This window comes from Bacillus sp. JZ39, assembly GCF_053903145.1.
In genome coordinates this window covers 978799-997891 of sequence record NZ_CP096389.1, presented here as the reverse complement: position 1 = coordinate 997891, position 19093 = coordinate 978799, and the positions used below count along the sequence as shown (strand labels likewise).

Genomic DNA, 19093 nt, shown 5'->3' with positions numbered 1-19093 from the left:
TCAGAAAAAATGACCATGCCAGCTACAAAGGAGACATGAGATGGATATTACGCCGTTTCTTGATAAAAAGAGCAAAACACCGCTGTATGAACAGCTTTATACCTTTTTTAAACAAGAAATTTCACATGCGCGAATCACAAAGGGAACAAGACTTCCGTCAAAACGCAGGCTCTCCAGCTTGCTCGATGTCAGCACGGCAACTATAGAACGAGCTTATGAGCAATTAACTGCTGAGGGCTATGTCAAAAGCAAGCCGAAAATCGGCTGGTTCGCGGCGGAAGTAGAACCAGGATTCCCGACAGCTCCTGACCATTTTCAGCAGTCTGTACAGCCGGGATTACATCAAAAAAACGCACCTGCTATTGACTTCCATCAGGGCAGCGTTGATCCGACCCTCTTTCCCTTTAACGCATGGAGAAAAAGCATAGTAAAAAGTCTTAATCGCTATTCCGGATCGTTTCACACCTCTGGCGACCCTCAAGGAGAATACGAACTCAGGCACATGATTGCCCGATTCGTCAGGCTGTCTCGGGGAGTAAATTGTGAACCCGGCCAGATTATCATCGGCGCAGGAACCACCGTGCTTCTGCAAATTCTTTGCCTTTCGCTAAAGCCAGGTACAAAAATCGGCTTTGAAGAACCGGGCTTTCACCGTTCAAGAAGGATGTTTGAAGCAAATCACATGGATGTCACTCCGATTTGTTCTGATGCAGAAGGCGTCCTGCCGGATGAGCTCTACCGTCAGAATCCTTATCTCATGTATACGACTCCTTCGCATCAGTTTCCGATTGGGACCATTATGACGATTACCCGCAGACAGGAGCTGCTGGCATGGGCGGCAGAAACAAATTCATTCATTATAGAAGATGATTACGATGGAGAATTTCGCTACAGCGGCCATCCCATTCCGTCTTTACAGGGTCTTGATCCGAATGGCAGAGTCATATATCTGGGCACTTTTTCAAAGTCACTTCTGCCTTCCTTGGGCTCAGCTTCATGATTGTGCCCCCTGAACTCATGGAACCGATCCAAAACAATGCTCAGTTAATGAAGCAGACCGTTTCTGCCCACTCGCAATTGGCACTGGCAGACTTCATCGAAACCGGAGAGTGGCAAAAACACATAAATAGAATGAGAAGCTTATACCGAAAAAAACACGCTATCCTGTTAGAAGCCATTCGCTCTGAACTGGGAAACACCGTTGAGATTCTCGGTAAGAACTCGGGGCTTCACATTCTGCTGCGCCTTTTGTTTCCAGCAAGTGAGGAAGAAGCAATACAAGCAGCCGCAGACCACGGTGTAACTATCTATCCCGTGTCTCCCTCATATAAAGAACAGACGCCTTTTGCTTCTGTCTTAATCGGTTATGGCGGTTTGTCAGAAGAGGACATCAGGCTCGGCATCCAAAAACTGAAAACGGCATGGGCACCGTTGATATCATCTTATTAAATAAAAAACAGGCCCCGGAAACGGAGCCTGTTTTTTAAAATGATAAAATTCCGATTAAATTTAAGAACACGATAATAATGGCAAGCGGCACGATAAAACGAAGCAAATAAAACCACGTGTAAAAGAATGCTTTACCTGCATTTGATCCATTTCGCATTTCAGCCAAGAGTTCGCTTTTCGAAATTTTCAGCGGGATAAATAGAGAAATTAACAGAGCGCCTGAAGGCATCAAAACATTGCTGACGGTAAAATCGGCAATATCAAAAAATGTTTTGCCAAATAGGTGCACATCACTCAATACGCCATAAGACAAGCAGCATGGGATTCCGACCAAAAAGATCAAAAGCCCGCTCGTCCATGACAGCTTTTTTCTCTTCTTTTCGTCCCCTTTTCCGATTGTGGCAACGATAATTTCAACCATCGAAAATGCTGAGGTTAAGGCTGCAAATAAAAATGCAACGAGAAAGCCGATAAAAAACAACGTGCCGAACGGAAGCTGTTCAAAAACGGCCGGAAGCACTGTAAACAGCAGTGTCGGTCCTTCATTTGGCTGAAAACCGAATGAGAAAACCGCCGGAAAAATAGCCAAACCTGCCAAGAGTGTCACAATGATATTCATCAAGACAATGGAGGCTGCCGAACGAGGGATATTTTGTGTTTTCGGCAAATAGGAGCTGTAGGTCACCATCACCGAAACCCCCAGTGTTAACGTAAAGAAGGCCTGTCCCAGCGCGAATAATATGGATTCCGGAGTCAAATCGCCGAAATGAGGCACAAGCAGAAACTTTACGCCTTCCATTGCACCATTAAGCGTAAGAGACCGAAGAACGAGCAGAATAAACAATAAAAACAAAATCGGCATCATCACCGCGCTTACCCGTTCAATCCCTTTTTGAACCCCTCTTGCGACAACGATGACAGTAAGTACCATAAAGACAAGCTGAGCCGCGAGCGTCTGCACCGGATTTTGGATAATAGAAGCAAAAAGAGCGCCATACTGTGCTTGAGAAAGCCCGGACAGTGATCCTGACGCTGTTTTCACGATATACAGCAAAATCCATCCCCCGATTACACTGTAAAACGACAGCACTAAGAAACACGCGGCTACGCCGATCCACCCTGTAAGAAACCAAGCTGATCGCGGCGCTTCTTTTTTATATGCATCAATGGCATTCGTCTGGTTCCGTCTTCCAAAAATAAATTCCCCCACCAAAAGCGGATAGCCTAAGAGGATGGTAAATAACACGAAGATAAGAAAAAAGGCTCCTCCCCCATTGGTCCCCGCTACGTAAGGGAACTTCCAAATCGCGCCCAAGCCGATAGCCGAGCCGGCCGCTGCCATGACGAAACCGATTTTCGAAGCCCATTGGACTGGTTTTTGCTCAGACAATAAACGTCACTTCCTTTCCAGCCTATATTATCTCTTATTTTTGTCTTCATTTCTATAGATTCATTTGCCAAGAACAGAAAAGAGAGCGGCCTGTATGGCCGCTCTCTTTATCAAAAGGTTATTGATTTAATTTTGAATGCTTTCTTGAATACAGGAAATAGATTACCAAGCCGATTAACAGCCACACTAGGAAGCGAACAATCGTCACCCACCCCAGATTTAAAATCAAGAACAGGCAGAACAGAATCGCCAGGCCTGGGATAAACGGAACTCCCGGGCATTTAAAGGCTCTCGGAAGATCCGGTTGCTTCTTTCTCAAAACGATAACTGCCACAGAAATCAGTACAAATGCCGACAGCGTCCCGATGTTCACCAGCTTTGCAAGTTCATCCAGCGGAACAAGTGAGCCGAGAAGCGCCGACATCGTTCCGAAAAACCAAGTGGCTACATAAGGTGTTTTGTGCTTTGGATGCACTTTAGAAAGTGAGCCCGGCACAAGCCCGTCACGCGACATGGCAAACATGACGCGTGTCTGCCCGTAAAGCATGACGAGCATAACTGTTGTCATTCCCAGCACGGCGCCAATATCAATGATGCCTGCCACCCAATTTTGCCCTGCGCTTTGAAGAACTAGAGAAACCGGATGATCCACACCCGCAAATTGAGCAAACGGGATAACCCCAGTCATGATCGCTGATACGGTGACATATAAAATCGTGCAAACCAATAAAGAGAAAATAATGCCTTTAGGCAGATCCTTCGCGGGATTTTTCGTTTCTTCCGCAGCAGAGGATACAGCGTCAAATCCGATAAAAGCAAAGAATACGAGCGCCGCTGCACTGAACACGCCGCCAAAGCCCATTGGCATAAACGGCTGCCAGTTGTGCGGCTTCACGTAAACGGCTGCCACCGCGATAAACAGCAGAACAACCAGTATCTTCAAGATAACCATGATATTGTTGACTCTTTTTGATTCTTTGATGCCTAAATAAAGCAAATATGTGATCGCCATTACAATGACGAATGCAGGAAGATTAAACAGGGTAAAGGTGCCTTTCACTGCGCCCGGTGCCGCTGTTAAAGCAACCGGAAGATGAATGCCGAGCCCTGATAAAAACGATTGGAAATAACCAGACCAGCCGACCGACACTGCACTTACCGCCAGCATGTATTCTAAAATTAAATCCCACCCGATAATAAAGGCCATAAGCTCTCCCAATGTCGCATAAGTGAATGTATACACCGAACCTGAAACAGGCACACTTGACGCAAATTCCGCGTAAGACAGGGCGGCGAATAAACAAGCCAGCGCCGCCACAACAAATGAAATCGTCAGCCCGGGACCGGCCGTGACTGCACCTGTTCCCGTCAGAACAAAAATCCCTGTGCCAATAATGGCGCCGATTCCAAGCAACGTTAAATCAAATGCCCCTAATTCTCTTTTTAAAGACTTTTCACCGCTCGTCGCAGCGATTAAATCCTGAATGCTTTTCTTCCTAAAAACGCTCCCTTTCATTCCCCTTCAACTCCCGATCATCTATTTTTATATATTTTATTTGAATTTTCTGAATTTATGAGCAACAATGGTCATTTTTCTTTTTTTCTACTATATTTGTACTGGTCGCGAATCATTCCTTTCTCCTACTCAATATTATATATAAAATTGCAAAAATGAAAACAAAATTGTTAGAAAAATCGACAAATTTTTTATTTTTAATTTTTTACCGCACAAAAAAACCAGCTCTAGAGCTGGTTTTTCGTTGATTACGTTGAAATAAAACGGCCGCCATTCACATGAATGGTCTGCCCTGTCATATAGGAAGATTCGTCAGACGCCAGCAGAACATAGGCGCCTGCATGCTCAACCGGCTGTCCCGGTCTTCCCATTGGGGTATCCAAGCCGTGCTGTTTCACTTTTTCCTCAGGGAATGTCGCCGGAATAAGCGGTGTCCAAATCGGACCGGGCGCCACCGCATTCACTCTGATGCCTTTATCTGCAAGCGACTTCGCCATGGAACGCGTAAAGGAGACAATCGCACCCTTTGTGCTGGAATAATCAATTAACGCCGTATCCCCTTCATAAGCGGTAATCGATGTCGTATTAATAATGGCACTCCCCTCTTCCAGGTGAGGCAAAGCTTTCTTCGTCATATGAAACATGGAAAAAATATTTGTGCGAAAGGTTTTTTCCAGCTGTTCTGTTGAAATATTAAGAATGCTGTCCTGCGGATGCTGTTCAGCGGCGTTATTCACTAAGATATCAAGTTTACCAAAATGGTCCACTGTTTGCTGCACAGCTTGTTCACAATGGTTCTCGTCCCCGACATCTCCCGGGATAAGCAGGCAGCGGACATTCTCCTTTTCGATCCGTTTACGTGTTTCCTCTGCGTCCGAATGCTCGTCTAAGTATAGAATGGAGATATCAGCCCCCTCTTTAGCAAAGGCAATAGCTGCTGCTCTCCCTATTCCGCTGTCGCCTCCAGTAATGATCGCGACTTTTCCTTTCAGTTTTCCGCTTCCTCGATAATCCTCGTCCTCTGACAGCGGCAGCGGGTTCATTTTTGATTCAATGCCCGGCTGTCTGTCCTGATGCTGCGGTTCTTGTCCTTCTGTTTGTCTGTCCATTGGGTTCACATTCATCACTCCTAGACATGTGGTTGATACTGAACGTTACCACACGACAGAAATGAATAAACGCCAAAATATGTTATGAAAGAACTTCCTCGGGAATGGCACCGGTATATTTCGCTGACGGGCGGAAAATCATGTTGTTTTCTGCCTGTTCCAGCACATGGGCGCACCACCCTACCATTCGGCTTGCTGAAAAGGTCGGAGTAAACAATTCATCGTCAAAATCGATGGCCTTCATCACTGCAGCCGCGTAAAATTCAACATTTGTGTACAGCTTTCGTCCCGGTTTGTAGATTTCAAGCAAACGAATCGCTTCTGCTTCTACATGCAGCGCAAGATCAAGATCACGGTCATTGCCGGCCACCTCTTCTGCTTTCTGTCTTAAAGCTTCTGCCCGCGGGTCTTTTGTTTTGTACACCCTGTGGCCGAATCCCATCAAGCGCTCTCCTTTTTCGAGTTTTTCTTTCAGATATGCTTCAGCATGTTCTTTTTCTCCAATGTCTTCAAGCATTTTTGTCACCGCAGAAGGAGCGCCTCCGTGCAGCGGACCTTTCATCGTGCCGAGAGCAGACGTGACGGCTGACACTAAATCACTCTCTGTTGATAACGTGACTCGTGCCGAAAAAGTGGATGCGTTCATGCCGTGCTCCATGGCCAGAATCATATAGGTTTCAAGCGCTTTCTTTTTTGCCTCTGAAGGCTGTTCACCTGTGAGCATATAATAGTAGTTTTCGACATGTCCGTACTGGGAAGAAGGTGCAATTGCTTGTTCACCGCGCGTCCATCTTTTTCTGTATGCAATGATAGAAGGCGTGATTGCAACCAGCCGGATTGCTTCCTCTGTTTTCGGATGGAATGTGTACGTATTTTCCCCCAATGCTGAAACAACCGTTCTCAGCACCGACATATCGTCCATGTTGTTTGGCAGTGATTGAATCAAGCGCTCAATGTGTTCCGGAAGATTCCGTTCCGCAGCCAGCTTATCTTTAAATACCTGCAATTCTTCAGTTGAAGGCAGTTTTCCAAATAAAATCAAATAAGCCGCTTCTTCAAAGCTATGATTCAGTGCGATGTCTTTTGCATGATGTCCTCTGTAAATCAGACGCCCTTTTTCACCATCAATATGGCTGATGGATGTTTCTACACATGTAATTCCCTTTAATCCGTAATGTACCATTTGTATTCCCCCTATCCTTTTCTGTTATTATAGTAAATATAATATTTAAAAAATAATGAATATTTTAAAGGGAATTAATTAAAAATATTAATCAGAGGGAGAATAGAAATGGATTTCAAATGGCTTCACACCTTTGTGACCGCTGCAAAATATGAAAACTTCCGAAAAACGGCGGAAACGCTTTTCTTATCTCAGCCCACTGTGACCGTACATATCAAGCAATTAGAAAAAGAAATCAGCTGCAAGCTGTTCGAGCGTAAAGGCAGGCAAATCCAGCTGACTGATGAAGGCAGGGCGTATTTGCCGTATGCGCTCAGGCTTCTTGATGATTATGAAAACAGCATGGCAGAACTTCACAGAGTGAGACAAGGCTACTCTCAAACCTTACAGCTCGCGGTTTCTCCGCTTATTGCAGATACTGTGCTTCCTTCTGTCATGAAACGGTACACAGCAATGAATACGGAAACAGAAATGGCGGTTACGATTTTCGAATCAGCGGAAATCGCGTCACTGATTAAAGCCGGGGAAGCAGATATCGGACTAAGCTGTTTAAAGGTACAGTCTTCTTCTTTAAGCTGCCACTGCTTATACAAAGACCCTGTCGTCCTTGTTGCCCCGCCCGATAAGCGTTTCATAGAAGACAACGAAATTGATGCCAAAGAGGTGCTCGAACAATACCTGCTTTTGACCCACAATCATCCTGATTACTGGGACGACTTGCTCCGTCAAGTCAGAATGACATTTCCATTTGTGAGAACAATGAAGGTCACTCAAACACATATAACGAAACGGTTTATCAAGGAAGGACTCGGAGTTTCATTTCTGCCTTTATCTACAGTAAAGCGTGAGTTAGCAGAGAAACAGATGATCAGAATTCCTTATCAGTCTGTACAGCTGCCCTATGCCGGCGCTTACGCGATTGCCCTTTATGAAAATAAGAAAGAAAAAAAATTCTTGGATTTTTTATCACATTTTCATTTTTAGGAGCAACCAAAACGCCTGTGCTCCGTCTAATGAAAAAAACCCGTTCCAATGAACGGGTTTTCTCTAAAAATTAGAATCTTTTCGCACCGAGGTAACGAGGCTTCCAGTAGCTGTTGTTCAGACTGCTGATTTGTACGCCGTCTGATCCTGCATGAATGAAACTGTTGTTTCCAATGTAAATCCCCATGTGAGAAGGGCCGGATTTATATGTTGTGAAGAAGACGAAATCACCAACAGACGGGCTGGCAATGCTCTTCATAGAACTCCAGTATCCTGCAGTGCTTGTTCTGCCCACACTTGTTTGTTTATTCAGTACGTACCAAATGAATCCGCTGCAGTCAAAGCCGGAAGTTGTCGTTCCGCCCCATTTATATGGCGTTCCGACTAACGCTTTTGCATCAGAAACCAGTTTGCTCACATTAAGTGATGTAGATGACGTTTTGCTGCTTGAAGATGATGAAGATGAAGCAGGTTTTGAGCTGCTTGTGCTTGTTCCTTTCACCTTCAATACTTGGTTGACATAGATTACATCTGATTTTAAGCCGTTTAAGCTTTTTAATTTGCTAACCGTAGTACCATATTTGCTCGCAATTTTAGAAAGGCTGTCTCCGCTCTTCACTTTATAAGTAGAAGTGGAAGACGATGACACTTTTGATGAGCTGGAGCTGCTTGAACTAGTTGAACCTTTCAGTTTCAGGACTTGTCCAACACGAAGCAAATCTGATTTTAAGCCATTCAGCTTCTTCAGTTCATTGATTGTCATGCCGTATTTTTTTGAAATTTTCCAAAGGCTGTCCCCGCTCTTTACTTTGTATGTAGAAGAAGAGGTAGAAGAACTGCTGCTTTTTGAACTTGTAGATTTGCCGTTAATCGATAAAGTTTGTCCCACATAAATAATGTCTGAACGAAGGTGGTTCTCTGATTTAATTTTACTGATCGTTGTGTCGTATTTTCTTGAAAGATCCCATAACGTGTCGCCTTTTTTCACCTTAATGCTTTGTGCAGATGCCGCTCCTGCAAATAACGTCGATCCTAAAACAACTGCTGTCGTAGCTGTAATGATTTGCTTTTTCATATTTTCCTCCCCAAATGTTAACTCTCTATATATGTATCTCTTTTTTTAAATTAATCTTATTGATTTCTATTATAAGGATAGATTCCCATCAGAAATAGTCTTGACTTCATGTGACAAATTTCTTAATTATTCGTTCTAAAAAAAAGTTTTTAAGGGTATTAAATATTTCATTTTCGTTGCAAAGGTGACAAAAAACGAGTGCTTTTGTCATGTTTTATGGGATGTTTTTCAACATAAAGGAAATAAATGAAAAACTTTCGGGGTCGGCTCATATATCGGAAAAATGAGTGATAAAGAATATTCGAGGAGAGCTGTGGTTATCCGCAGTTTTTTTATTTAAACAAACATATCATGCAAAGACAGAGAGGTAAAGATTTTTCTGAAAAATGAATGCTTTACATCAAATAAGGCAAGATAACGAAAAGCGTTTTTTCATTTCCTTACAAGGCTTTACTTATTGTTTACATGATCAGCAGCCGCATTTAACAAAATTTCCCTAACATGATAAACGGAATACATTAAAGGAGGCATGAAAAAAATGAGTTTGTTTCAAAATATGAAATCAAAACTTCTGCCAATCGCCGCTGTTTCTGTCCTTACAGCTGGAATCTTTGCCGGAGCTGAGCTTCAGCAAACAGAAAAGGCCAGCGCCAAAAAACAAGACAAAGCTGAGATCAGAAATGTCATTGTGATGATAGGCGACGGCATGGGGACGCCTTACATAAGAGCCTACCGTTCCATGAAAAATAACGGTGACACACCGAATAACCCGAAGTTAACAGAATTTGACCGGAACCTGACAGGCATGATGATGACGCATCCGGATGACCCTGACTATAATATTACAGATTCAGCAGCAGCCGGAACAGCATTAGCGACAGGCGTTAAGACATATAACAATGCAATTGGCGTCGATAAAAACGGAAAAAAAGTGAAATCTGTACTTGAAGAGGCCAAACAGCAAGGCAAGTCAACAGGGCTTGTCGCCACGTCTGAAATTAACCACGCCACTCCAGCCGCATATGGCGCCCACAATGAATCACGGAAAAACATGGACCAAATCGCCAACAGCTATATGGATGACAAAATAAAAGGCAAACATAAAATAGACGTGCTGCTCGGCGGCGGAAAATCTTATTTTAACCGCAAGGACAGAAACTTGACAAAGGAATTCAAACAAGCCGGCTACAGCTATGTGACAACTAAACAAGCATTGAAAAAAAATAAAGATCAGCAGGTGCTCGGGCTTTTCGCAGATGGAGGGCTTGCTAAAGCGCTCGACCGTGACAGTAAAACACCGTCTCTCAAAGACATGACGGTTTCAGCAATTGATCGCCTGAACCAAAATAAAAAAGGATTTTTCTTGATGGTCGAAGGGAGCCAGATTGACTGGGCGGCCCATGACAATGATACAGTAGGAGCCATGAGCGAGGTTAAAGATTTTGAACAGGCCTATAAAGCCGCGATTGAATTTGCGAAAAAAGACAAACATACACTTGTGATTGCAACTGCTGACCATACAACCGGCGGCTTTACCATTGGCGCAAACGGGGAAAAGAATTGGCACGCAGAACCGATTCTCTCCGCTAAGAAAACACCTGAATTCATGGCCAAAAAAATCAGTGAAGGCAAGCCGGTTAAAGATGTGCTCGCCCGCTATGGCAATCTGAAAGTCACATCTGAAGAAATCAAAAGCGTTGAAGCAGCTGCACAGGCTGACAAAAGCAAAGGGGCCTACAAAGCCATCATCAAGATTTTTAATACTCGCTCCAACAGCGGATGGACGAGTACCGATCATACCGGCGAAGAAGTACCGGTATACGCGTACGGCCCCGGAAAAGAAAAATTCCGCGGATTGATTAACAATACGGACCAGGCAAACATCATATTTAAGATTTTAAAAACTGGAAAATAAAAAGGATGCAGAACGCTGCATCCTCTTTTTTATAAATATCTGCGGTGAACACCTTTTCCGTCGTACGAAAACATGACTTCCTTATCCTCAAGCACAGACTCAATGTGCACGCTTCTTCCCCAAAGCTGGAATAAATAAGGAAGCACCTTCTCCAAATATTTCAAATCTAACTCTATTCCTTCATACCAATGCTTAATATAGAGCTCGTTATTTTTCATATAATCGCCGTCGTTTACTGTCAAATATGGAAAACCGCCATTTACCCGCATGCTTACGAGCTGGTCGCGCACCGACTTCCACTGTTTATCGATGATTTTATAATCTCGGCCCTGTTTTTGAAATAAATAAAGATCCTCGCGCATGACTAATTCTTTGGTTAAATAATTGCGGATGAAAGAGATATCGGATTCAATCTCCCTGACCTCAAACATTTTCTCCCGGCCGGAGTCAGGCTGCACGCCCATTTTCTTCATTTCCTCCGTCGGGTTGTTGTACCTCTCCTCAATGTCTTCAAATATTTTCAGCCCTAAATAATAAGGATTAATACCTGTTTTGGACGGCTGAACGACACCTGCATTCAGCTTGGCGAACTCGATCGCTTCATCAGAGGTTAAATCAAGCTCACGTATAATTCGCTGGTGCCAATAGGAAGCCCAGCCCTCATTCATAATCTTGGTTTCCAGCTGAGGCCAGAAATAAAGCATTTCCTCTCTCATCATCGTTAATATATCACGCTGCCATGGCTCCAGCTCCCGGGAATGCTCCTCGATAAAAAGCAGGATATCTTTTTCAGGCCGCGGCGGGAACGGTTTTTTCGATTTTTTCACTTGTTTTTTCGGTTTCTTTTCATCCAAAGACCATAGATCATCGTAAGGCGTGGCTGCCTCTTCAATCTCCTCTTCCTCATCATCCACACTCCATTGAAGCTTTGGTCGGACCAACGACGGATCGATATGCTCCTGAATCGAAAGGATCGCATCTAAAAAAGATTCCACTTCTTTTATCCCGTGAACCTGTTCATAGTGTTTTATCCGTTCAGCTGTTGCCGCCATGCTTTCCACCATATCGCGCTTCGTGTTTTGGAAACGGCAGTTGTTTTTGAAGAAATCGCAATGGGCAAGAACGTGTGCGACAATCAATTTATTTTGGATCAGTGAGTTGCTGTCCAGTAAAAAAGCGTAGCATGGATCTGAGTTAATGACCAGCTCATAGATCTTACTTAACCCTAGATCATAGTGCAGCTTCATCTTATGAAACTGCTTGCCGAAGCTCCAGTGGCTGAATCTTGTCGGCATCCCGTACGCGCCAAATGTATAAATAATTTCAGCCGGGCAGATTTCATATCTCATCGGGTAGAAATCAAGGCCGAATCCTTTTGCAATTTCGGTAATTTCCTCAATTGCCCGCTGTAATCCCTTCTTCTCCTCCGCGTTCAACCGAATCCCCCCTACTTGGACTTATCTATAATGTATGAGCCCGCCATACAAAAGATGATAGTCTCACTCGGGCAAGAAAAAATTCCCCCGGCACATTCATCTGTTTGCTTATTGGATCAGTGGGTAAACACACACCATACTACGAAAAAGGAGCGATACCAATTGAATGTAGCAGACGTGCTTTCTTCTTATCTCAGTAAGCTGCCAAACGTAATCATTGCTTTACTCGTCTTATTAATCGGCTGGGCTATTGCTAAAATCATTGAAAAAGCGGTATACAAAGGACTCAGCAAAACAAAAATCGACGACAAGCTCTTTGCTGGGAAAAAGCCTTCACGCTATTCCTCAGAAAAAGTGATAAGCAAGGTCGTTTATTTTATCGCACTGATCATCGTCTTTATTTTATTCTTTAACATTTTGCACCTGACAACAGTGGCATCGCCGTTTGTCAGTATGCTTTCGGCGATTGCAGCTGCGATCCCAAGCGTGCTGAAAGCCGGACTCATTCTGCTGTTAGGATGGGCTGCAGCCTCTGTTTTGAGCTTCCTTGTCAAAAAAATCGGGATGAAGCTGAACACGAGTGACAAACTGCGCAAGTGGAATTTGGTGTCTGAAGGAAAAGATATTCACCAGGCTGTCAATACCGCTTCACAAATTGTCTTTTATCTCGTGCTGCTTGTTTTTCTGCCAGGGGTCTTATCTTCTTTGAAAATCAGCGGCATTTCAGGTCCTTTTACAAATATGATGGAAAGCGTGCTCGCTTTTCTGCCGAAATTATTTGCAGCGGCGCTTATCGTATTAATCGGCTGGCTTGTTGCCCGCCTTGTCCGTGATATCATTACGAATTTCCTTGCAAGCATCGGCACGGAAAGATTCGCGGCACGTATGGGTTTATCAATTTACTTAAAAGACACAAGCCTTTCAGCAGTCATCGGAACAATCGCTTATGTGCTCATTATGATTCCGGTGGTCATTTCAGCGCTTGATCAGCTGGATGTCGCCGGCATTTCAAAACCAGCTGTCTCTATGCTGAATACGATTTTAAACATGCTTCCGAACATCATGATTGCCATCGTGCTTGTATTAGCGGGTATCTGGGCAGGAAAATGGGTGAAATCCATGGTGTCCGGACTGCTCCATCGCGCAGGCTTTGATTCTGTCTTAGGGAAAATGGGCATGGAAGCCGGAACGCCTGCAAAGCTGTCCTTGTCTCAAGTTGTCGGTATGATTGCGCAAATCATTGTCATTCTGCTCTTTACAGCTGAGGCGCTTCAAATTGTTCGGCTGCACTTCCTCGTAGAAATTGCCACCGGCATCATCGCGTATCTGCCGAATGTCCTTGTCGCAGTATTCATTCTCGGACTCGGCCTTTACGCAGGAGAATTGGTGAGAAAAGTGCTCTCAAGCATGATAAAAGGCCAGGAATTCAAGTCTTTAGCGCCTATTGCTAAATATACGATTATCGCACTTGCTTTCTTTATGGCCCTGGATCAGCTTGGTGTCGCTGCGACAATCGTCAATTCCGCGTTCATCATCGTACTTAGCGGCTTCGCACTTGCTTTTGGTTTATCCTTCGGCCTTGGCGGTAAGGATTTTGCATCACGTTATCTGTCTACATTTGAACGCAAAATGCAAAACACAGAAATCGAAAAAAACCGTAAAAACCAAAATCCGCCGAATGACATGTAAGCAAAAAACATGCACCCAGCTGGGTGCATGTTTTTTAATTCCTTTTTTTTCATTTTTCAATCGATTATGATAAGATATAGAAAATGTCTTATTCTGAGGTCTTATTATGAAGTTAACCAATTATACAGATTATTCATTAAGAGTGTTGATTTTTCTGGCTGCAGAGCGTCCCGGAGAACTTTCAAATATAAAACAGATTGCCGAAACGTATTCTATTTCAAAAAATCATCTCATGAAAGTCATATACAGGCTCGGCCAGCTCGGCTACGTAGAAACGATACGCGGACGGGGCGGCGGCATACGATTAGGCATGGACCCTGAAGACATCAACATCGGTGAGGTTGTCAGAAAAACGGAGGACGATTTTAATATTGTTGAATGTTTTGATGCGAACAAGAATCTCTGCGTTATTTCCCCGGTGTGCGGCTTAAAACATGTGCTGAATGAAGCGCTTTTGGCCTACCTCGCAGTTTTAGACAGATACACACTGCGCGACCTCGTCAAAAACAAAGAAGATATCATGAAGCTTTTAAAAATGAAGGAATGAATCAAGATTCCTTCTTTTTTTTATGCCCTTTTTCCCCCTTATTGTTAAGATAATATGGCTAATTTTATAAAAAGGCAAAACGATGAGACAAATGTGCCGATATAAAAAAGAAACAGCAAATGCAAAATCATTGGGGGAAAAAGGAGAGCTAAGATGAAAAAGAAATTAGCAGCAGGGCTGACAGCATCTGCGATTGTCGGCACAACTTTAGTAGTGACACCAGCTGAAGCAGCAACGATTAAGGTCAAAAGCGGAGATTCTTTATGGAAACTGGCCCAAACCTATAACACAAGTGTGGCGGCCCTCACATCCGCCAATCATCTTTCGACTACTGTTCTGTCGATCGGCCAGACGCTTACTATTCCAGGCAGCAAATCCAGCACTTCTTCATCTACTTCAAGCTCAACAACCAAGAAGAGCGGAAGTTCTGTTTACACAGTGAAAAGCGGAGATTCACTTTGGCTGATCGCAAATGAGTTTAAAATGACGGTGCAGGAACTGAAAAAATTAAACGGACTAAGCAGCGATTTAATTCGTGCTGGGCAGAAATTAAAGGTGTCCGGTACTGTTTCTTCAAGTTCCAGTACAAAAAGCAGTTCCAATAAGAGTTCAAGCTCAAGTTCAAAAAGCAGTTCTAATAAGAGTTCAAGTTCTTCATCTTCTACGGGAACATATAAGGTGCAGCTTGGAGATTCACTTTGGAAAATTGCAAACAAAGTCAATATGTCCATCGCTGAATTGAAGGTCTTGAACAACTTAAAATCAGACACCATTTACGTGAATCAGGTGTTGAAAACAAAATCAAGCGGCTCTGATACGTCTTCTAAAGACAATTCATCCAAATCGAACCAAACTTCAGCAACAACTAAATATACCGTTAAAAGCGGTGATTCACTTTGGAAAATCGCAAATAACTATAACCTGACTGTACAGCAAATCCGAAATATCAACAATCTGAAATCAGATGTGCTTTACGTTGGACAAGTATTGAAGCTGACAGGTAAAGCATCTTCAGGCTCTTCATCATCGTCGTCTTCTTCGTCAAATGCAAGCTCCGGCACGACGACTACATACACGGTGAAAAGCGGTGATTCCTTATGGGTGATTGCACAAAAATTTAATGTAACAGCTCAGCAGATTCGTGAGAAAAACAATTTAAAAACGGATGTCTTGCAGGTTGGCCAAAAGCTGGTCATTTCCGGAAAAGCTTCATCATCGTCTTCATCCGGTTCTTCAAACACCACCAGCTCAACGAGTGCGAAGATTAACACAATGATTTCGGCCGCTAAAGCGCAGCTTGGGGTTCCGTATCGCTGGGGAGGCACGACACCGTCCGGGTTTGACTGCAGCGGATTCATTTACTATGTACTGAACAAAGTCACATCCGTATCTAGATTAACGGCAGCGGGATATTGGAACACAATGAAATCAGTTAGCCAGCCTGCTGTCGGAGATTTCGTTTTCTTTACAACATATAAAGCCGGCCCTTCCCACGTCGGAATTTACCTAGGCAACGGGGAATTCATAAATGCCAACGATTCCGGAGTTGTCATTTCCAATATGAATAACTCTTACTGGAAACAGCGCTATCTCGGTGCAAAACGATATTTCTAAAAACAGAAACTGTGCGGCCTTAACGGCTGTACAGTTTTTTATTAGAGCCTAAAGACGTTGATGCTGATCATATGATTTGTCACCGGATGAAAATAGACTTCGGCCCGAACAGAAAAAGTGTCATCTTTTTGTCTGACTGTCACCCGAAAGACATCTTTCGTCTGCTGATCATTCACCTCTGTACGCCCCATATAAGCATAATCAGAAAATGAAGCACCCTTATATTCATCCTGAATTTTGCTCCAGGCAAGCTGTTCCCACTTTTGAACGGACTCGTTTGTGTCCGTTGAATGACCTTTTGCAGCCATTGACACGATAATCAATCCGCAAAAAAGAAGCGCAATGGTATACGGCAGAGATTTCATTTTTTCAGTCTCCTGTACCCAGAATATGTTCCCTCATAGGTTTACCAAAAGCGATATCTTCATTCAGGCATTTTGATTTTATGTCTCCCTCATATTGCTACCCCTTTACTGACGCAGACGGCAAGTTTTGCCCCGTCAATAACAGAGGATGCGGCATAAACTAATCATGAACTTCTCACCCAAGAAAGGAGAAGCGATTCATGGATTATGCCGATTACGATAAAGCGCTTTATTACACCCATCGTTCTCAATGGGATAATTTATTAATTTTAATGGTGCGTACAGAGGACGATTTGTTATCAAAACGAATTGAGCATTTTCTGCATGCGTATCATTTTGAACAGGATTACGCCGTTTTAGAAAAGATGCTGTATTCCCTTCTCCGTTATATTGATCATGCCACTGAGCTGACTTATGAAGATCAAATAGCCCTTCTCACATAAACAAATCCCGGCGTTTAGACGCCGGGATTTCCTGTTTTTGCGAACATGCTGAGTTCTTCGACAAGCTCTTTTATGCTTTCCTTAATGTTTTCAGCCACTGTAGCATTTTCAACATCAATATGCACCGGATCAAGCACCAGCTGCTTTGGGATGACATTGGCGTAGACACCCCGCATCACAGTTCTCATATTGTTCAGCGCATTGATGCCGCCTTTTCCGCCTCCCGCTACTGCCAATAATGCAACGGGCTTATATTTGAATTGTTCGTTGCTTAGAAAATCCAAGGCATTTTTTAAAGCGCCGCTCATGCCGCTGTGATATTCAGGCGATAATAATACAATCGCATCCGCTTTTGTAACGCGTTGCTTAAGCTCCTGTACCTTCAACAGTTCAGATTGATCCGCTTCACCGTTAAAAACCGGCAATACAAACTCGCTTAGATCAATCAAATCCGTGTGATACAGAGCTGCAATATAGGATGCTGCAATTCTTGTTCTGCCATGTTTTCTAGGCGTGCCATTTATGACTAACATGTTCATTTTAAGATCTCTCCATTCAGGTTATATTTCACTGCGAAAAGCGCTGCTTGCGTGCGATCGGCCACTTCAAGTTTTGCTAAAAGATTCGATACATGGGTTTTTACTGTTTTTTCTGAAATAAACAAGGCTGCTGCGATTTCTTTATTGCTTTTCCCGTTCGCTATTTCAGTCAGAACGTCTTTTTCCCTTCTTGTTAATTGATAGTATTTTTCTTTTTCCGGGTCGTGCTGATTTTTCATATGTGTCAGCACATGGGGCATAATAGCTGTAGAAAGCTTGTATTCGCCAGCATGCACTTGTCTTAGTGTTTTCACCAATTCCTCGGGCTCCGTATCCTTTAATTGATACGCCTTCGCGCCTGCCTGAAGCGCGGGGATGACGTGCTCCTGATCAGAGTAGCTCGTCAGCACAATGATATTCGTATCCGGAAATTGCTGTATTGCTTTTTTAATGGCTTGAATGCCGTCCATCTCGGGCATAGACAGATCCATTAGCACAAGATCCGGCTTTGTCTCTTCGATGACACGGAGAGCTTCTATTCCAGTTGCAGCTTCTCCGACAACTTCAATATCATCCTGGGTGGCAAAGAAAAAACGCAGACCCTTTCTGACAACATGATGATCATCAGCAATGACAATTTTCATACCGCCCCTCCTTTTCGGCTTGTTAGCGGAAGCCTGATGGACAGCTTTGTTCCAGTTCCAAGCGCTGACTCAATCCAAAACTTAGCTCCGGCTTTTTCCGCTCGTTCTTTCATACCCTTGATGCCAAGTGAAGGCAGATCGGCATGGGCTTCATAGCGAAATCCTGCCCCATGATCGATGATATCCAGCTCCGCATGGCACAAAGAAGCAGTCAGACTAACATACGCCGTATCCGTTCCGGCATGCTTTTTGCAGTTATTTAAAGCTTCCTGTACGACACGCCATAGCATATGCTCCTGCTCATCAGTCAGAACAGGACAGCCTTTTTGTGTAAAAATGATCTTCAATCCAATGAGCGCACCATAGCTTTTAATGGCTTCAGCCAACCCTTTTTCCAATCCTCCGGGGCGAAGCTGCCAAATTAACGCTTTCATTTCTGCGAGCGCGTCCTGTGATAGGTTTTGGATGAAATCAATCATCTGCTGTAAATTTTCATCTTTTGTTAGTGTCTTCGCAGCTTTGGCAGTTAAACTGACGGAAAACAGCATTTGATTGACTGAATCGTGAAGCTCCTGAGCGAGGCGGTTACGCTCCATTAAAAGAGCATTTTTTTGTTGATATTCAGAAAGCCTCATACGCTGGATTGCCGTTCCGATCTGAAAGGCGACAGACTCGAGTAAATGCAGCTCTTCCTCATCAAACATGGTTTTTCCGGCCGCCGCTACATTTAACAATCCGAATCTTCTGTCCCCGTCTTCTAAAGGCACAGTTGCATGATGCGTAATCCCTTCTGTGTCAAAACAATGCAGGTTTTCTGCTGATTCGATGCGTTTGCAGTTCATGATATTTGCAGCCTTTCTAAGCCCTCCGTTATTGAATTTCGTCAGGCAGTAACACTCCCCTTCGCACATCAGCACTTTTTCCTTACGGCTTAAAGCCGGGGGCAGATAAGCGTCGGCCGCTAACGTATAAGACCCATCTTCTTCGATCAGAAAAATCCATCCGGATTGAAGGTTTGTCAGACTCAGCAACTCTTTTAAAACCTCATCCAGTGTTGCTTTGATATCGTGCCCTTGATTTAAGGTTTCCGCAATCGTTTTCAGCGTTTTTAATTTTTCCATCCTCGTTTTGCTCACGTTTCTCACTCCGGCATTGATCTTGTATTTAAGATTATACCAGTTTTTTGTATTTCATT

General features: G+C 43.7%; 16 protein-coding genes and 1 pseudogene. 7 read left to right on the top strand and 10 right to left on the bottom strand.

Annotation, left to right across the window (positions count from 1 at the left end):
* Positions 1-40: 40 nt before the first annotated feature.
* Positions 41-1449 (top strand): annotated as a pseudogene (gene pdxR, locus M1D65_RS05155) (MocR-like pyridoxine biosynthesis transcription factor PdxR).
* Positions 1450-1483: 34 nt separating this feature from the next.
* Here pdxR and M1D65_RS05150 read toward each other — a convergent pair.
* The 4 genes from M1D65_RS05150 to citA form a co-directional block, all read right to left on the bottom strand.
* On the bottom strand, positions 1484-2839 hold the full coding sequence (locus tag M1D65_RS05150; RefSeq protein WP_003233348.1) for a sodium-dependent transporter: 1356 nt from the start codon (positions 2837-2839) through the stop codon (positions 1484-1486).
* A gap of 118 nt (positions 2840-2957) precedes the next feature.
* Positions 2958-4355, bottom strand: a complete 1398-nt coding sequence (gene bcaP, locus M1D65_RS05145; protein ID WP_003233350.1) for a branched-chain amino acid transporter BcaP — start codon at positions 4353-4355, stop codon at positions 2958-2960.
* Between the two features lie 248 nt (positions 4356-4603).
* The gene (locus M1D65_RS05140) at positions 4604-5473 is read right to left on the bottom strand and encodes an SDR family oxidoreductase (protein ID WP_021479668.1); all 870 of its coding nucleotides are present in this window, start codon (positions 5471-5473) and stop codon (positions 4604-4606) included.
* 73 nt (positions 5474-5546) lie between these two features.
* The gene (gene citA, locus M1D65_RS05135) at positions 5547-6647 is read right to left on the bottom strand and encodes a citrate synthase CitA (RefSeq protein WP_049140659.1); all 1101 of its coding nucleotides are present in this window, start codon (positions 6645-6647) and stop codon (positions 5547-5549) included.
* A 108-nt stretch (positions 6648-6755) separates the two neighbouring features.
* Between citA and citR the strand changes: the two genes are divergently transcribed.
* Positions 6756-7631 (top strand): transcriptional regulator CitR, encoded by an 876-nt coding sequence (gene citR, locus M1D65_RS05130; protein ID WP_003233357.1) that lies wholly within the window; start codon positions 6756-6758, stop codon positions 7629-7631.
* A 70-nt stretch (positions 7632-7701) separates the two neighbouring features.
* On the opposite strand, the gene lytE is transcribed toward citR, so the two are convergent.
* Positions 7702-8706, bottom strand: a complete 1005-nt coding sequence (gene lytE / locus M1D65_RS05125; protein WP_021479670.1) for a peptidoglycan endopeptidase LytE — start codon at positions 8704-8706, stop codon at positions 7702-7704.
* Positions 8707-9235: 529 nt separating this feature from the next.
* Here lytE and phoA point away from each other — a divergent pair.
* Positions 9236-10621 (top strand): alkaline phosphatase PhoA, encoded by a 1386-nt coding sequence (gene phoA, locus M1D65_RS05120; RefSeq protein WP_085186388.1) that lies wholly within the window; start codon positions 9236-9238, stop codon positions 10619-10621.
* Between the two features lie 29 nt (positions 10622-10650).
* Here the strand turns inward: phoA and spoVR are convergent, their stop codons facing one another.
* On the bottom strand, positions 10651-12057 hold the full coding sequence (spoVR, locus tag M1D65_RS05115) for a stage V sporulation protein SpoVR (RefSeq protein WP_014479295.1): 1407 nt from the start codon (positions 12055-12057) through the stop codon (positions 10651-10653).
* Between the two features lie 162 nt (positions 12058-12219).
* Here spoVR and M1D65_RS05110 point away from each other — a divergent pair, with 162 nt between their 5' ends.
* The 3 genes from M1D65_RS05110 (at position 12220) to lytF (ending at position 15907) form a co-directional block, all read left to right on the top strand.
* Positions 12220-13746: a mechanosensitive ion channel gene (locus M1D65_RS05110; RefSeq protein ID WP_038829249.1), complete on the top strand. Its 1527-nt coding sequence runs from the start codon at positions 12220-12222 to the stop codon at positions 13744-13746.
* A 106-nt stretch (positions 13747-13852) separates the two neighbouring features.
* On the top strand, positions 13853-14293 hold the full coding sequence (gene nsrR, locus M1D65_RS05105) for a nitric oxide-sensing transcriptional repressor NsrR (RefSeq protein ID WP_014476271.1): 441 nt from the start codon (positions 13853-13855) through the stop codon (positions 14291-14293).
* Positions 14294-14446: 153 nt separating this feature from the next.
* Positions 14447-15907 (top strand): peptidoglycan endopeptidase LytF, encoded by a 1461-nt coding sequence (gene lytF, locus M1D65_RS05100; RefSeq protein ID WP_038829247.1) that lies wholly within the window; start codon positions 14447-14449, stop codon positions 15905-15907.
* Between the two features lie 41 nt (positions 15908-15948).
* On the opposite strand, the gene M1D65_RS05095 is transcribed toward lytF, so the two are convergent.
* Positions 15949-16272 (bottom strand): YqzG/YhdC family protein, encoded by a 324-nt coding sequence (locus M1D65_RS05095; protein WP_014476269.1) that lies wholly within the window; start codon positions 16270-16272, stop codon positions 15949-15951.
* Positions 16273-16472: 200 nt separating this feature from the next.
* Between M1D65_RS05095 and M1D65_RS05090 the strand changes: the two genes are divergently transcribed.
* Positions 16473-16715 (top strand): YhdB family protein, encoded by a 243-nt coding sequence (locus tag M1D65_RS05090; protein WP_003233373.1) that lies wholly within the window; start codon positions 16473-16475, stop codon positions 16713-16715.
* Between the two features lie 14 nt (positions 16716-16729).
* Here M1D65_RS05090 and yhdA read toward each other — a convergent pair whose 3' ends face one another.
* The 3 genes from yhdA to yhcY are packed head-to-tail and all read right to left on the bottom strand — an operon-like array spanning position 16730 to position 19034.
* Positions 16730-17254 carry an FMN-dependent NADPH-azoreductase gene (gene yhdA / locus M1D65_RS05085; RefSeq protein ID WP_038829245.1) on the bottom strand — a complete coding sequence of 175 codons (525 nt, stop codon included), beginning with the start codon at positions 17252-17254 and terminating at the stop codon, positions 16730-16732.
* Positions 17251-17898: a two-component system response regulator YhcZ gene (gene yhcZ / locus M1D65_RS05080; protein WP_038829243.1), complete on the bottom strand. Its 648-nt coding sequence runs from the start codon at positions 17896-17898 to the stop codon at positions 17251-17253. The genes yhdA and yhcZ overlap by 4 nt, the downstream gene beginning before the upstream one ends.
* Positions 17895-19034 (bottom strand): two-component system sensor histidine kinase YhcY, encoded by a 1140-nt coding sequence (gene yhcY, locus M1D65_RS05075; RefSeq protein ID WP_032721229.1) that lies wholly within the window; start codon positions 19032-19034, stop codon positions 17895-17897. Before yhcY ends, yhcZ begins: the two co-directional genes overlap by 4 nt.
* Positions 19035-19093: the final 59 nt, after the last annotated feature.